Source organism: Sphingobium sp. TomMM15, from assembly GCF_055397045.1.
In genome coordinates this window covers 808,039-821,547 of the sequence record NZ_AP027314.1, presented here as the reverse complement: position 1 = coordinate 821,547, position 13,509 = coordinate 808,039, and the positions used below count along the sequence as shown (strand labels likewise).

At 62.0% G+C, this 13,509-nt stretch carries 14 protein-coding genes and 1 tRNA gene; 9 read left to right on the top strand and 6 right to left on the bottom strand.

The window, feature by feature from the left end:
- The first annotated feature begins 69 nt into the window (after window positions 1–69).
- Genes ACZ51H_RS04230 through ACZ51H_RS04215 form a run of 4 tightly spaced genes read left to right on the top strand, consistent with a single transcriptional unit; the run spans window position 70 to window position 2,574 of the window.
- Window positions 70–1,053 carry an agmatine deiminase family protein gene (locus tag ACZ51H_RS04230; RefSeq protein WP_464802535.1) on the top strand — a complete coding sequence of 328 codons (984 nt, stop codon included), beginning with the start codon at window positions 70–72 and terminating at the stop codon, window positions 1,051–1,053.
- Entirely contained in the window at window positions 1,053–1,406 is a 354-nt protein-coding gene (locus ACZ51H_RS04225; protein WP_464802534.1) for a DUF3147 family protein, read from the top strand. Before ACZ51H_RS04230 ends, ACZ51H_RS04225 begins: the two co-directional genes overlap by 1 nt.
- Before the next feature lie 13 nt (window positions 1,407–1,419).
- Window positions 1,420–2,268: an N-carbamoylputrescine amidase gene (gene aguB / locus ACZ51H_RS04220; protein ID WP_464802533.1), complete on the top strand. Its 849-nt coding sequence runs from the start codon at window positions 1,420–1,422 to the stop codon at window positions 2,266–2,268.
- A 15-nt stretch (window positions 2,269–2,283) separates the two neighbouring features.
- Window positions 2,284–2,574: a putative quinol monooxygenase gene (locus tag ACZ51H_RS04215; protein ID WP_464802532.1), complete on the top strand. Its 291-nt coding sequence runs from the start codon at window positions 2,284–2,286 to the stop codon at window positions 2,572–2,574.
- Window positions 2,575–2,584: 10 nt separating this feature from the next.
- Here ACZ51H_RS04215 and ACZ51H_RS04210 read toward each other — a convergent pair whose 3' ends face one another.
- Window positions 2,585–3,235 carry a uracil-DNA glycosylase gene (locus tag ACZ51H_RS04210; protein WP_464802531.1) on the bottom strand — a complete coding sequence of 217 codons (651 nt, stop codon included), beginning with the start codon at window positions 3,233–3,235 and terminating at the stop codon, window positions 2,585–2,587.
- Between the two features lie 23 nt (window positions 3,236–3,258).
- On the opposite strand from ACZ51H_RS04210, the gene folK reads away from it, so the two are divergent.
- A complete protein-coding gene (gene folK, locus ACZ51H_RS04205; protein WP_464802530.1) occupies window positions 3,259–3,771 on the top strand; it encodes a 2-amino-4-hydroxy-6-hydroxymethyldihydropteridine diphosphokinase in 513 nt (170 codons plus the stop codon).
- A 44-nt stretch (window positions 3,772–3,815) separates the two neighbouring features.
- A tRNA-Lys gene (locus ACZ51H_RS04200) sits at window positions 3,816–3,891 on the top strand.
- A 44-nt stretch (window positions 3,892–3,935) separates the two neighbouring features.
- Here ACZ51H_RS04200 and npdG read toward each other — a convergent pair.
- The 3 genes from npdG to ACZ51H_RS04185 all read right to left on the bottom strand — a co-directional run bounded on the left by npdG (window position 3,936) and on the right by ACZ51H_RS04185 (window position 6,804).
- A complete protein-coding gene (gene npdG, locus ACZ51H_RS04195) occupies window positions 3,936–4,601 on the bottom strand; it encodes an NADPH-dependent F420 reductase (RefSeq protein WP_464802529.1) in 666 nt (221 codons plus the stop codon).
- 158 nt (window positions 4,602–4,759) lie between these two features.
- Window positions 4,760–5,494, bottom strand: coding sequence for a TetR/AcrR family transcriptional regulator (locus tag ACZ51H_RS04190; RefSeq protein WP_460987997.1), 735 nt, complete (start codon window positions 5,492–5,494; stop codon window positions 4,760–4,762).
- Window positions 5,495–5,604: 110 nt separating this feature from the next.
- Window positions 5,605–6,804, bottom strand: coding sequence for a serine hydrolase domain-containing protein (locus tag ACZ51H_RS04185; RefSeq protein WP_464802528.1), 1,200 nt, complete (start codon window positions 6,802–6,804; stop codon window positions 5,605–5,607).
- Between the two features lie 145 nt (window positions 6,805–6,949).
- Here ACZ51H_RS04185 and ACZ51H_RS04180 point away from each other — a divergent pair, with 145 nt between their 5' ends.
- The 3 genes from ACZ51H_RS04180 to ACZ51H_RS04170 are packed head-to-tail and all read left to right on the top strand — an operon-like array spanning window position 6,950 to window position 10,860.
- Window positions 6,950–7,462, top strand: coding sequence for an RNA polymerase sigma factor (locus tag ACZ51H_RS04180; protein ID WP_464802527.1), 513 nt, complete (start codon window positions 6,950–6,952; stop codon window positions 7,460–7,462).
- A gap of 55 nt (window positions 7,463–7,517) precedes the next feature.
- Window positions 7,518–8,447 (top strand): FecR family protein, encoded by a 930-nt coding sequence (locus tag ACZ51H_RS04175; RefSeq protein WP_464802843.1) that lies wholly within the window; start codon window positions 7,518–7,520, stop codon window positions 8,445–8,447.
- Window positions 8,431–10,860 carry a TonB-dependent receptor gene (locus ACZ51H_RS04170; RefSeq protein WP_464802526.1) on the top strand — a complete coding sequence of 810 codons (2,430 nt, stop codon included), beginning with the start codon at window positions 8,431–8,433 and terminating at the stop codon, window positions 10,858–10,860. Before ACZ51H_RS04175 ends, ACZ51H_RS04170 begins: the two co-directional genes overlap by 17 nt.
- Before the next feature lie 160 nt (window positions 10,861–11,020).
- Here the strand turns inward: ACZ51H_RS04170 and ACZ51H_RS04165 are convergent, their stop codons facing one another.
- Window positions 11,021–11,890, bottom strand: coding sequence for a hypothetical protein (locus ACZ51H_RS04165; protein ID WP_464802525.1), 870 nt, complete (start codon window positions 11,888–11,890; stop codon window positions 11,021–11,023).
- Window positions 11,891–11,962: 72 nt separating this feature from the next.
- A complete protein-coding gene (gatB, locus tag ACZ51H_RS04160; RefSeq protein ID WP_464802524.1) occupies window positions 11,963–13,465 on the bottom strand; it encodes an Asp-tRNA(Asn)/Glu-tRNA(Gln) amidotransferase subunit GatB in 1,503 nt (500 codons plus the stop codon).
- Between the last annotated feature and the right edge of the window lie 44 nt (window positions 13,466–13,509).

Sequence of the window (13,509 nt, the reverse complement as noted above, 5' to 3'; positions counted from 1 at the left end):
TGGCGCTGTCACACCGACCGCAATCCTGTAGAGCGCAGGGGACAACGCCATCTCAGCAGGAGAAAGCCGATGACATTCCGTATGCCTGCCGAATGGGCGCCGCATGAATGGACCTGGATCGGCTTTCCCACTTATCCGGAGGAATGGCCGGACGCGTTTGAGGATGCGCGGGTGCAGATAGCTGCCTTTGCCAGGGCGCTTCATGCCGATGGCAGGGGTGAAGAGGTGCGGCTGGTCTGCGCCAATGAGGGCGACGCGGCAGTGGCGCGATCGCTGGCTGGACCGGATGTGACGATCGTCGTCCAAAAGCTGGGCGACGTATGGCTGCGGGACACGGCGCCGATCGCGGTGATGCGCGGGGGCGAGCGGGCTCTGGTCGATTTCGGCTTCAATGGCTGGGGTGGCAAATATCAGATGCCGGGCGATGAAGATATTGGAGCGCGTCTCGCCGCGACCACCGGGTTGGCGACATCTTCGCAGCATTGGATATTCGAAGGCGGCGCCGTCGACACGGATGGCACCGGCCTGTTCGTGACGACTGAGCAATGCCTGCTCAATCCCAATCGCAATCCGGACCTGGATCGGGGCAAGATCGAAACGCTGCTGGCGGGATCGCTGGGGCTGTCCGACATGCTGTGGCTGGGCGACGGGTTGCTGAACGATCATACGGACGGCCATGTCGATAATCTGGCGCGCTTCGTTGCTCCGGGGGTGCTGGCGCTGCCCGAAGCAAGCACGGATGATGATCCGAACGCCCCCATTTACGCCGATGCCCGCGCCCGTGCCAAGGCGTTTGGGGTCGAGGTGGCGTCCATCCCCTCCCCCGGCCGCGTGCTGGTGGATGGTGAAGTCATCCCGGCCAGTTACATGAATTTCTATATCGGCAACGCTGCCGTCATCGTGCCCGTCTATGGCAAGCCCAATGATCAGGCGGCGCTGGACGCGATCAAGCCGTTCTTCCCCGATCGGGAGATCATCGGGCTCCGCAGCGACGCCATCCTGTCGGGCGGCGGCAGTTTCCATTGTTGCAGCCAGCAGATGCCGTCCGCGTGATGAGCGGAATGCTGGCGATACGCGCGCTTTTGTCGGGCGTCATCATCGCCATCGTGTCTGTCGTATCCCGGCGCTATCCGGCGCTGGGCGCGTTGATCGCGTCCCTGCCCCTGATTTCGGTGCTGGGGATGATATGGCTGTGGAATGACAAGCCCGATGCCGAGAATATGGCGCGGCATGCAGAGGCGACCTTTTACTATGTCCTGCCGTCCCTGCCCATGTTCCTGCTGATCCCCGCGCTGCTGCGGCGGGGCATTTCCTTTCCCCCAGCATTGATCGCCGGTTGCGCAATGACGATCCTTCTCTATCTCGCAACCGTCGCCATCACCGCCCGATTGGGCATTCGCCTCTAGGACCATCGAGGATATGACCAAAGTCACCGTTGCCGCGCTTCAGCTCGCCTTTTCAGAGGATCTGGATGACAATGTCGCCATGGTGTCGGACCATGTGGTGAAGGCAGCGGCACGGGGCGCGAAGATCGTCCTGCCGCCCGAGCTGTTCGAAGGGCATTATTTCTGCAAGGTCGAGGATGAGGCCCTGTTCGCCAATGCCAAGCCGATCGGCGAACATCCCGCCGTGGCCGAGATGCGCAAGGTGGCAAAGGCGGAGCGCGTCTATATTCCCACCAGCTTTTTCGAACGCGACGGCCAGCATCATTATAATTCTCTCGCGATGATCGATGATGAAGGCGAGATCATGGGCGTTTATCGCAAGAGCCACATTCCGGACGGGCCGGGTTATGAGGAAAAATATTATTTCCGTCCCGGCAATAGCGGATTCAAGGTGTGGGAGACGCGCCACGGCACGATCGGCGTCGGCATCTGCTGGGACCAATGGTATCCGGAGGCGGCGCGGGTCATGGCGCTGATGGGGGCCGAGCTGCTCTTCTACCCTACTGCGATCGGATCTGAACCCTATGATGCGGATCTGGACACTAGCCGCATGTGGCGCCGGGCGATGATCGGCCATGCCGTCAGCAATTGCATGCCGGTCATCGCGGCGAACCGGATTGGCGACGAGGAAGGCCAGAAATTCTACGGCCACAGCTTCATCAGCGATGAGTGGGGCGATTTCGCGGCGGAGGCCGATGCCAAGGATCATGGCGCTCTGGTCGCCACGATCGATCTGGCCCAGGCGCGCAAGCATCGGGCAGGCATGGGGTTCTTCCGCGACCGGCGGCCAGAGCTCTATTCCCGGATCGCACAAGACATTTGATGGGAGAATGACGCCATGACGGTAGCACGCCATTATGTGATGCTCGCAAAGGAAGGGTCGGACGCGGCACTGGAAAGTGCCCTTCGCGCGCTTGCCGCCGCCGTCCGCCCGCTTCCGGGTTGCGAGGGTGTCGAGATGCTACGCGACCTGGGGAATGAGCGGCGCTTCGTTTTTATCGAGCGCTGGGCTGATGTCGAAGCGCACAAGGCGGCGGGGCCGATGCTGGACAAGGGGCTGTTCGGGCCAATGATGGACGCGATGGATGGGCCGCCGGAAAGCGCTTATCTCGACTATCTGATAAGCTGAGCGGTCTGCGTCAGAGCAGCGTCACTGCCCTTTCGAAAACGGCCGCAAACATCTCATTCGTCAGGCGGCCGGTCATTATGTTTCTTTGGGAACAGTGATAGCTGTCGAGCACGATCTTGCCGCTGGGCATGCGATGTTCCGCCATATGGGCGAAGCGGGCCTTTGGGAGCTTGCCGCCCAGCACCTTCACGACCGATTGATGCGCGATTTCGCCAAGCGCGATGAATATCCGTGCGTTGGGCAGTGCTTCCACGGCGGACTTCAGGAATATGCGGCAATTATGCGCTTCCTGCGGTACGGGCTTATTCTGCGGCGGGAGGCATTTCACGGCATTGAGGATGATGGCGTCGTTCAGGACGAGCTGATCATCGGGCCGAGCCTCATAGGTGCCCTGGGCTAGGCCGACATTCAGCAGCGTCGCGAACAGAAGATTGCCAGCGAAATCTCCCGTAAAGGCCCGGCCGGTCCGATTGGCTCCCTGCTTGCCGGGAGCGAGGCCGACTACGACAATGCGGCCGAGCGGATCGCCGAAGGCAGGCACAGGAGCGTTCCACCAGTCTGGATGCTGGGTCCGGCATTCCTCGCGCAAAGCGACGAGGCGCGGGCAGAGCGGGCAATCGAGCGGAGCTTCCGCATGAGCTATGGGGCTTTGCAGCGTCATGCGTAGCGGTTAGGCGCAGTGTGATGGTCAAGACAAGCACTCTTCATCTTTACGCACTTGCACTAGGGTCGAACCGGCCGCTGTCGGGGAAGCGGACGCCTCGGGTGCTGATGCAAGAGGCTGCGGCCAGCTTGCGGCGGGTTGGCCGGGTGCTTGCTATGGCGCCGACATTGAAGTCATCGCCGATCGGGCCTTCGTTGCGGGAATATGCAAACAGCGCCGTGTTGATCGAGAGCGACTTACCACCGAAGGCAATGTTGAGCGCGCTCAAGATGATTGAAGCGGGACTTGGCAGGCGCCGCCATCGCCGCTGGGGCGCGCGCAGCATCGATATCGATATCATCCTATGGTCCGGCGGGCGCTGGGAGAGCAGGACGCTGGACATTCCGCACCCCGCATTTCGGGCGCGCGATTTCGTGCTGTCACCGCTTTGCGCGATCGCACCGGCTTGGCGAGATCCGGTTTCCGGCCTGTCCATCCGGCAGCTGCGGGCGAGGTTGCGAAAAGCACAAGTTTTGCTGCGCCCTAGAGGTTGACCAGTCGCATAACGGCCTCTAGTGCGTGCGGACCTCGCATGAGAGGGCCCTTAGCTCAGTCGGTAGAGCAACTGACTTTTAATCAGTAGGTCGCTGGTTCGAATCCAGCAGGGCTCACCATATTTCGCCATCGTCGGTTTGACATGGCGAGCCGCGCTTTCTCCTTAGACGCCCGTGATCCGGATACCCGAACCCGGGACCTTATATTTGCGATTCAGCGCGATGAGGACGGAGGTCAGCCCTTCCGCCACGACGGAGTTGCAGAGCGGTCCGGCGTTCCAGGCGCGTAGGCCGATTTCCTGCGCCAGTGCGACTACCTGATCAGCGGCGTCGGGGTCGTCAGCGCACACCAGGACGTCGCATTCCACATCTTCGTCCAGCTTAGTGAGGTGATGGGCGCTGATATTCTGGAAGGCGGACACGACGCGAACGCCCTCGCCCAGCATCTTCTGCACAGCCTCCACTGCCGATCCGCCTTTGGGAAGCTGTACGCGGCTTACCTTGGGCGGCATTAGGGGGACGGTGACGTCGATGAGGATCTTGCCTGTCAGCGCCGTTGCGACCTCTTGCACGGTGGACTGCTGCGCGGCGTAGGGGACGGCTAAAACGACGATCTCGCCCTGCGCGGCGGCCTCTGCATTGGGGGCGCCGGTGACCCGGTTGTCGCCAAGCACCTCGTTCATCTGCGCGGCGGCTTCCATTGCTCGTTCGGCCGTGCGACTGCCGATGATGACCCTGTGCCCCTTGTGCGCCCAGCGCAGCGCGAGCCCGCCGCCTTCCTTGCCTGTTCCGCCCAGCACGGCGATCGTCGCCAGTTGTTCATTTTGCATCAGACATACTCTCCAATATTCACGGCGCGGTTTTGGGCGCCATTTGATCTTTTTTGTCGCCCCATCCTTGGGCAAAGCTGGCAGTTCCACGGTCCAGTAGCGTGGGGAAGATTTGGCTGAAAGTCGTTGTCTCTGCCCCGTGAACCGGAAGCAGAAGTTTAAGCTGCTATCGCCTTTGCGCTATGGGGAACAGGGATCGCATCCACGCCGCGTTCAGCGATGTCCTTAAGAAGCGTCTCTACATCCTTGCGAGCGTTGCCTTTCAGCGCGCCCGAGAGGCAGCCGAGATAGCTGCTGACGAGCCGGACGACGACTTCATCGTCGGCGATGCGGCCCTGCGCCCATTCGTTGATCGTCGCGAATTCGAACCGCACCAGATCATCAACAAGCTTATCGACATCGACCCATGGCTGAAGCTGCTTCTTCGCTTCAAGCGCTGCGATCCAGCTGCGATTATGATGGACGGCGGGCGCGTGGATGGCGGTCCAGATATCGTGGTCGACATCGGAGCTGAAATAGAGGGACATGACCGCCTTAACGTAATTCCGCAGTTTTGCGTTGCGTTGAAGGACCGAAATCATGCGTTCGATATTCTGCTCCATCGTGCCAGGGGCGCTGACATAGGAGAGATTGCTCACATATTCGTCGAAATATTCCTGGATCGCCGCCGCGATCATCCGTTCTCGGGTCTGGAACGCATTGTAGAGCGTTCGCTTGGCAACGCCCGCGCGGTGCCCAATCTCGTTCATGCTGAAGGCGGCGATGCCCTGTTCAGCGATTACTTTTCGCGTTTCTTGCAGAATGCGCTTGCGCCGTTCGATGATGGCGGGGCTGGAATAGGTTTGCGGACGATCACCTACATCCTTCAGCATCGGCTTACCCTTGACGGTCAATCTCGTGCCTCATTCTGTGCATTTCATCCCCCGCTGCCTAGCATAGCGGGAATGCATGAAGGCGCAAATTTCGGTTTGAGTGGATGCGAGATGAAGCGGATCTCATCTGCTCAGGCCTTGCGGGTCGCAATCGCTGCCCGCACGCCATCGCGCAGTTCCCGGCGGATCGGATAGTTGTTCGACGGCAGATGCTGCGTCATCAGCAACCCGATGATTTTTTCCATGGGGTCGATGAAGAAGAAGGTGGAGAATAGGCCTCCCCAAAAATATTCTCGGGTCGCAAGGTCGGTGGCCAAGCCCAGCCCGAAACCTACCCCCGCATAATCCGCCTCGCTGAACAAGGACAAGGAATGGCGGGCAAGATCGCCCCCGCCTGGAAGGTGATTAGCGTGCATGGCGGCTACGGTCTGCGGTTTGAGCAAGCGCGTTCCGTCCAGTTCACCGCCCCGCAACAGCATCCGAGCAAAGCGGTGATAGTCGTCCGCGGTCGATATGAGACCGCCTCCGCCGGAGCGCAGCTTCAAACTTCGCCGCCAACCGCTGCGCGCGCCACGATCGTAGAGCGACAGGCCGCCGTCGGGACGCAGCTGCCATGCGTCGGTCATCCGCTCTACCTTGTCGCCGGGTAGCTCGAAAAACGTGTCGGTCATCCCGAGTGGACGGAAGATGCGCTGAGTGAAGAAGCTGTCCAGATCAAGGCCGCTCAGCCGTTCGACCACCACGCCCAGAACGTCGGTCGCGACCGAGTAATTCCAGCGCTCACCGGGAGAAAATTCCAGAGGTAGCTGGGACAATGCCGCTATGAAGTCGTCGGAAGTGCGCTTCTGCTGAAACTCGTCGAGCCCCAATCTACGATATTCGGCGTCGATCATCGTCTGCCGCTGGAGGCCGTAGGTCAGCCCAGACGTATGGCGGAGCAGGTCGATCATTCGCATCGGCTGCTTTAACGGCGTCCGATCCACTCCCACGGAGAGATTTGCAAATTCCGGCAGGACATCCGTCACGGGATCGTCCAGCCCGACCAGCCCCTGTTCGACCTGCATCATGAAAGCGACCGATGTGACCGGCTTCGTCATCGACGCGATCCGGAACAGCGAGTCTTTCTCAAGCAGTTCCTGGCTGGCGCGTGCGACGCCACTGACATGCGACAGCAGAAAGCGCTCGTCGCGCGAGACAAGCAGGCGCAAATGAGGCAGCTTGCCGGTCGCTACATATTTTTCGTGCAGCGATGTGGCGAGCAGCTCCAGTTTCTCCGGATTCATGCCCGTCGCTGTCGCTGCCGCTACGTCAACCTGCGTGGTCGCCTGCATCCTGCCTCCGGTCACTCACCCGATTTGCGCTAGAGCAGTGGCGCTTTGAGAACAATCCCGGCAGGGGCTATTCGCTTGTCCATTGCCAAAGACCTGTGGAGCCCTCTATTTCAGGCGGCCTCTCCTGCACTGGACCTACAACGGCATGGCCAGCCGCCTATCTGCGATATTTCTGGCAAATCGGGGCGCGCTGCTGCGCTTCCTGCGCGCGCGCGGTGCGGGGGATGATGCAGAAGATCTGCTGCAGGACATGTGGATGAAGCTGGAAGCGAGGGATGTTGGTCCGGTTGCTGACCCCCTGCCCTATCTGTATCGCGCGGCCAACAATCTGATGCTGGACCGTTATCGTTCCAGCACGCGCCGGGGAAAGCGGGAGCAGGATTGGGCGGAGAGCGCTGGCGGCGTTATGGCCGATCCGGGCGAGGACATGGCCGTTGATGAACGGTTGATCCTGGCCGAGATCGTGGAGAATGCGCAGGAGGTGCTGCGCGAGCTAGGGCCACGCGTTGAACTGGTGTTTCGTCGATTTCGGATCGAAGGCGTCGGACAGCGGGGGATCGCCGAGGAACTGGGGGTCAGCCTGACGACTGTGGAGAAGGACTTGCAGAAGGCCTATCGCGCGCTGACCGTCCTCAAGCAGAGGCTGGATACGGAATGATCGGCGTGGCGGCGTCTCGCCCGGTAAGGGGCAATATATGACCGGGGCGAATGCCATGCTTCATGAGGAGGCGCTCGGATGGGTCATCCGAACGCGCGATCCCGATTTTGCGGAATGGGATGCCTTCACCGTCTGGCTGGAGGCTGATCCGGCGCATGCAACGGCCTATGATGCCGTGATGGTGGCTGATGCCGGACTGGGTGCGATCATGGCGGCAGCCCCCCAAGCCACGCCTGCCCCCGCAAATGATCCGGGGACGCCGGGATCGCGGCCGGGACGATGGATTGCAGCAGGTGCGATAGCCGCTGCAATCGTGGCGGCCGTCTCCATCGGCAACTGGACGAGGAGCGACATCTATACCGTAACCACCCGTCCGGGTGAGGTGCGCAACATCGTCCTGGACGACGGCACGCGCATAGACCTGAACGGTGGTTCGACGTTGCGCCTCGATCATGAGAATGATCGCTTCGCCGCGCTCGATGGCGGCGAGGCCGCCTTTACCGTCCACCACGACAGCGGTGATCCATTCCGGGTAACCGTGGGCAAAGCCGTGTTCGAGGATGCAGGCACCATCTTCAACATCGTCCATAGCGGCAATGCGACACGGATCGGCGTTGCGGAGGGCAAGGTGATCTTCGATCCGCAAGGGCAGGCTATTGCCCTGCCCGCAGGCCGAGGGTTGTCCAGCGACGCAACCGGCGTCCGCCTTATGACCATCGCGCCCGATAGCGTGGCAAGCTGGCGCGAGGGGCGGCTGAGTTACGATAATATGCCGGTGGCGCAGATCAGCGCGGACATCGCACGATCGCTGGGAGTGAAGCTGGATACGACGCCTGCGGCAGGCGGCACGCGGTTTACGGGGACGATCGGGCTGGACCGGAACTTGCCGCGTTTTTTCGCAGCGGCCGCCCCGCTCATGGGTCTTTCGGCCGTGCGGCAAGATGACGGATGGCTGCTGAAGGAAAAGGATGGCTCGATCCGCTGACGTCCTTATCGTCACTGCCGTAGCCGTTGCAGCCACATCCCCGGCGAACGCTGCGGACAGGCAGATGATCAGCATCGCCCCGTCCCGGCTGGGCGAAGCTGTCGTCGTGCTTGGCCGTCAGACGGGCGCCTCTATCGGCATGTCGGACCAGTCGCTCGCAGGGCTTGCCACGCCCGCGATCGAAGGCCGTTTGTCGGTTGAGACGGCCCTGCGCCGACTCCTGCGCGGGACCAATGCTCGTGCCGAGCGGATAAACGCCAGCACATGGCGCATCGTCCGCGCGCCTGTGACGCCTGCGCCGGCCGTTGCCGCCCGCGCCAGGTCAGCAATTCCCGAGCCGCCGCCGTCCGCCGAGATCGTCGTCACCGCCTCCAAGCGCGACGTCCCGTTGCCCCGCTATCCCGGCGTCGTGGAAGCCCTGGACTATGCCTCGCTCACCAGCGCAGAAGCTGCGGCTGGCACCGCAACTCTGCTGAGCCGTGTCGCCAGCCTGAGTTCCACCCATGCGGGTCCGGGCCGTAACAAGCTGTTCCTGCGCGCGATCGCCGATTCTGCCATCGCTGGTCCGACGCAGGCGACCACAGGGCAATATCTTGGCGAAATGCGCCTCAACTATGCGGCGCCTGATCCTGACCTGCGCCTCTATGACATGCAGGGCGTCGAAGTATTGGAAGGGCCGCAGGGCACGCTGTACGGTGCGGGCTCGCTAGGCGGGATCATCCGTTTCGTGCCCAATCCGCCCAATCTGGCCCGGATCGGCGGGCAGCTGTCCACCGGACTAAGCTTCACTCAGCATGGCGATCCGGGCGGTGATGTTTCCGCAACGTTGAACGTCCCGATCGTCCCGGAACGGCTGGCGCTGCGCGTTGTCGGCTACGGCGTCCGGGAGGGCGGCTATATCGATGACCTCCAGCGCCGACGCAATGACGTCAATCGGACGGATATATATGGTGGCCGCGCCGCCCTGCGCTTTGCGCCCAATGAGGATTGGGTGATCGATCTCACGGGGCTCTACCAGCGGATCAACGGGGATGATGCGCAATATGCGGATCGGGCGGCGGGTCCCCTCGACCGGAGGTCCAGCTTGGCGCAACCCTCGTCCTCCGACTATGCGCTCGGCAATGTGCGGATCGAGAGGCAATGGGATGATCTGCGCTTCGTATCGTCGACCGGCTATGTCCGTAACAGTCTGACCGAAAGCTATGACGCGACGCAGCCCTCCACGCCGCCTGCGCTGTTCACCCAGCATAATCGGGTTTCCATCTTTTCGACGGAAAACCGCCTGACGCGGGACAGGGAAAATGGCCTCGGCTGGGTCGTCGGCCTCTCCTATCTGGAAAGCGTATCGCGATTGAGCCGGTCGCTGGCTTCCTTCGGCCCCGGCTTCGTGGAGGATGAGATCATTCCCGGCGTCCCGCTATACGGCAGCGGCACTCCGGCAGTCGCAACGGGGGTTCGCAATCGCATCCGGGAAGCGACGATCTTTGGCGAGACGTCCTTTGAACCCGTCGCCGGACTGGTCGCCACCCTGGGCGGTCGGTTGACGAACAGCAGCCTGTCAGGCGAGGCAGTCGATCCCGTCGCCCTGCTGGCCAGTGCCGATATTGCGCGAGCAGAAGCGGAGGCGAAGCGGCATGAGACGATCTTCCTGCCGTCTCTCTCCCTGCTGAGCGATGCGATTCCGGGCCTGACACTCTACGCCCGTTATCAGCAGGGCTTTCGGCCGGGCGGGCTGGCGGTGGATGACCAGCATGTGAGGCGGTTCAGCAACGACCGGGCATCGACGCTGGAGTTCGGATTTCGCAAGGGCGTTTCCGGCGGCGAACTGGTCGCGATCAGCGGGAATTTCGCCTATACCGACTGGCGCGATATTCAGGCCGACGTGATCGACAGGATCGGCCTGCCAGCCACGGCCAATATCGGTGACGGGCGCATCTTTACCGTCGAAGGCCGCATCATTGTGCGGCCGCTCCCGACGCTGAGCATCGATGGCAGTTTTATTTATAATGACAGTCGGCTCAAAAGGGCCGCGCCCTATGTCCAAGCGCTGGTGGCCGCAGACAAGTCGATGACTTTGCCCAATGTCGCCAACCTCGGCGCCCGGATCGCGATCGATTATCGAGCCCGGTTGAGCGGCGATATGACCCTGCACCTGAACGGGTCCGCCAGATATGTCGGCAAGTCGCGGCTGGGCGTTGGCCCTGTCCTTGGGCGCGACCAGGGGGATTATGTCGATACGGCGATGAGCGCGAGCGTTTCGCGTGGGCCGCTGCAATTCTCGCTGTCGCTCAGCAATCTGCTGGACAGCCACGGCAACCGCTTTTCGCTGGGCACGCCGTTTAATCTGCGCGGCGACTATGTGACGCCGATGCGCCCACGGACGATAAGGGTTGGAATGGACATCGCTTTTTGACGCGACCGGTTACGGGAAAGTTCCTGTGGTGCCGTCATGCCAGTGAACGCTGGCGGGCGCGCCCCTCCTTGCTCGCCAGACCAGCCATGAGGCCGTCTTGCCCCCCGGGACAGCCTTGTGGACGGGACGCCGCTTGCTCCTCAGGCGGCGTCCCATTCATTCACGGGTGGACGGCGAAATCGAAAATCCGTGCCGAGCCCGTGCCGTTGCCCCACATGCCGGGGCCAGCGCCCGCGCTTACCGAATAGAGGAAGCCATATTCGCCCGTGGGCAGGTCCGATGAGGGCGTCACCTTGAACACTCCGGGCGTCACCTGTTCATAGTCGAAGGGGATGCGGTCCTTGTCCATCACCCCTGCCTTGGCCCCTGCCAGATTCATGCTGCCCACGCGTGTTTCGCGACGATCCTTCTTCACCTCGAACCGGATGAGGCTGAATTCATTGGGGGAGGTGATGGCGCTTGCCGGACCCGACAGCCACAAAGAGCCGCCGGACTGGGAAAGGCCGCGCGTCGCCTCATCGAAGTAGAAATAGAATGTCGGGCGCGATCGGCCGGTGCGGACCCGCGCGGTAACGTTCGGGATGACCGCCTTGATGCTGAGTGAAGCGATGCCGCCGGTAAAGGCGTAGCCCAATATACCACCGGTCTTACTTTGGTTCGACGTCGTGGGATCGATCCGCGCCATGCGCGCGTCGGTTGCCAGATAGACGCCGGATGGGTGCGGAACCAGTGGGTCAGGCGAGTCGGCGGAGAAAACGGCCTTGGACGAAACCGCGCCTTCAGCGCCGGATTGGATCATGGCGGCAATGACCGGGCCGGGCACGCCCCGCTTTTTCAAGGCGATCAGATCGTCGGTCGACAGAGCGTAATGACCGGCGGACGCCCTGATCTTGGCGATCACGGCGTCATCGCCCAACCCCGCCTGAACGAGCGACACGACCATGTCGTTGGTCAGCGTTTCGGCCTGCACACTCAGCGGCGCGCAGGCCGCCAACAGCGCAAGTCCCGCAATCAGCCCGCGTAGCTTCATGTCTTACCCCCTGTGGAAGGAAGCGCCCCCGCTTCCGCTTTCCATTCAGGGGTTTAGACAGTGCGCTTCGATTTACGCAAGCGCCTTGCGGACGAGGTCATTGACGACCTGGGGATTGGCCTTGCCCTGCATGGCTTTCATCGTCTGGCCGACGAAGAAGCCGAACAAGGCTTCCTTGCCCGCCTTATATTGTTCAACCTTGTCGCCATTGTCGGCAAGGACCTTGGCCACGGCAGCTTCGATCGCGCCGGTGTCGCTGGTCTGCTTCAGGCCCTTTTCCTCAACGATCTTCGGCGCGCGATCGCCGGTTTCCAGCATGATCTCGAACACCTGCTTGGCGATGGTGCCGCTGATCGTGCCATCGGCGACCAGTGCGAGCAGTTCCGCGCCCTCTTCGGGGCCGACCGGACTGTCCTCAAGGCTTTTCCCGAGGCGGTTGAGAGCGCCATATAGTTCCGACAGCAGCCAGTTGGCCGAAGCCTTGGCGACCTCGCCCTCGCTCTTCTTCTGGATACGCGCGGCTTCGGCCAGCAAGGCTTCGAACCAGCGCGCCGTGTCAGCGTCGGCGGTCAGCGTGGCGGCATTGTAAGCCGAAAGGCCCAGTTGCTCCTCATACCGGCGGCGCTTGGCGTCCGGCAGTTCGGGCAAGGACTGGCGGCATTCCTCCAGAAAGGCGTCTTCCAGTTCCAGCGGCAGCAGGTCCGGATCGGGGAAGTAGCGATAGTCGTGCGCATCTTCCTTGGACCGCATGGACCGCGTTTCATTCTTGTCCGGATCGTAGAGGCGCGTTTCCTGAACGACCTTGCCGCCCGCTTCCAGCACATCGACCTGACGGCTGGCCTCATATTCGACCACCGCCATGACGAAGCGGACGGAGTTGACGTTCTTCGTTTCTGTTCGCGTGCCGAACTCATGGCCGGGCTTGCGCACCGACACGTTGACGTCGGCGCGCATCGAACCCTGATCCATATTGCCGTCGCATGAGCCGACATAGCGCAGGATCGTGCGGAGCTTCGACAGATAGGCGCCAGCTTCGGCGGGCGAGCGCATGTCCGGTTTCGACACGATCTCCATCAGCGCGACGCCGGAGCGGTTGAGGTCGACATAGGAGCGCGTCGGGTGCTGGTCGTGCATCAGCTTACCCGCATCCTGTTCGACATGGATGCGTTCGATGCCGATCCGCTTGGTCGCGGCGTCTGGGTTCTTTTCATCGAGATTGATCTCGATCTCGCCTTCCCCGACCAGCGGGTGGTAGAGTTGGCTGATCTGATAGCCCTGCGGCAAGTCGGCGTAGAAGTAGTTCTTGCGATCGAAGCGTGACCATTTGTTGATCTTCGCGTTGATCGCCATGCCTGTGCGCACCGCCTGACGGATGCATTCACGGTTGGGCACGGGCAGCATGCCGGGCATCGCCGCGTCAACCAGCGACACCTGCGTGTTGGGTTCCGCGCCGAATGCCGTAGCGGCGCCGGAAAAGAGCTTCGCCTGGCTTGTCACCTGCGCATGGACTTCCAGGCCGATCACGACCTCCCACTCGCCGGTTGCGCCCTGAATGCGGTATGCTGTCTCGGTCATCTTCTACACCGTCATCCCAGCGGAAGCTGGGATCTTTCTCGTAT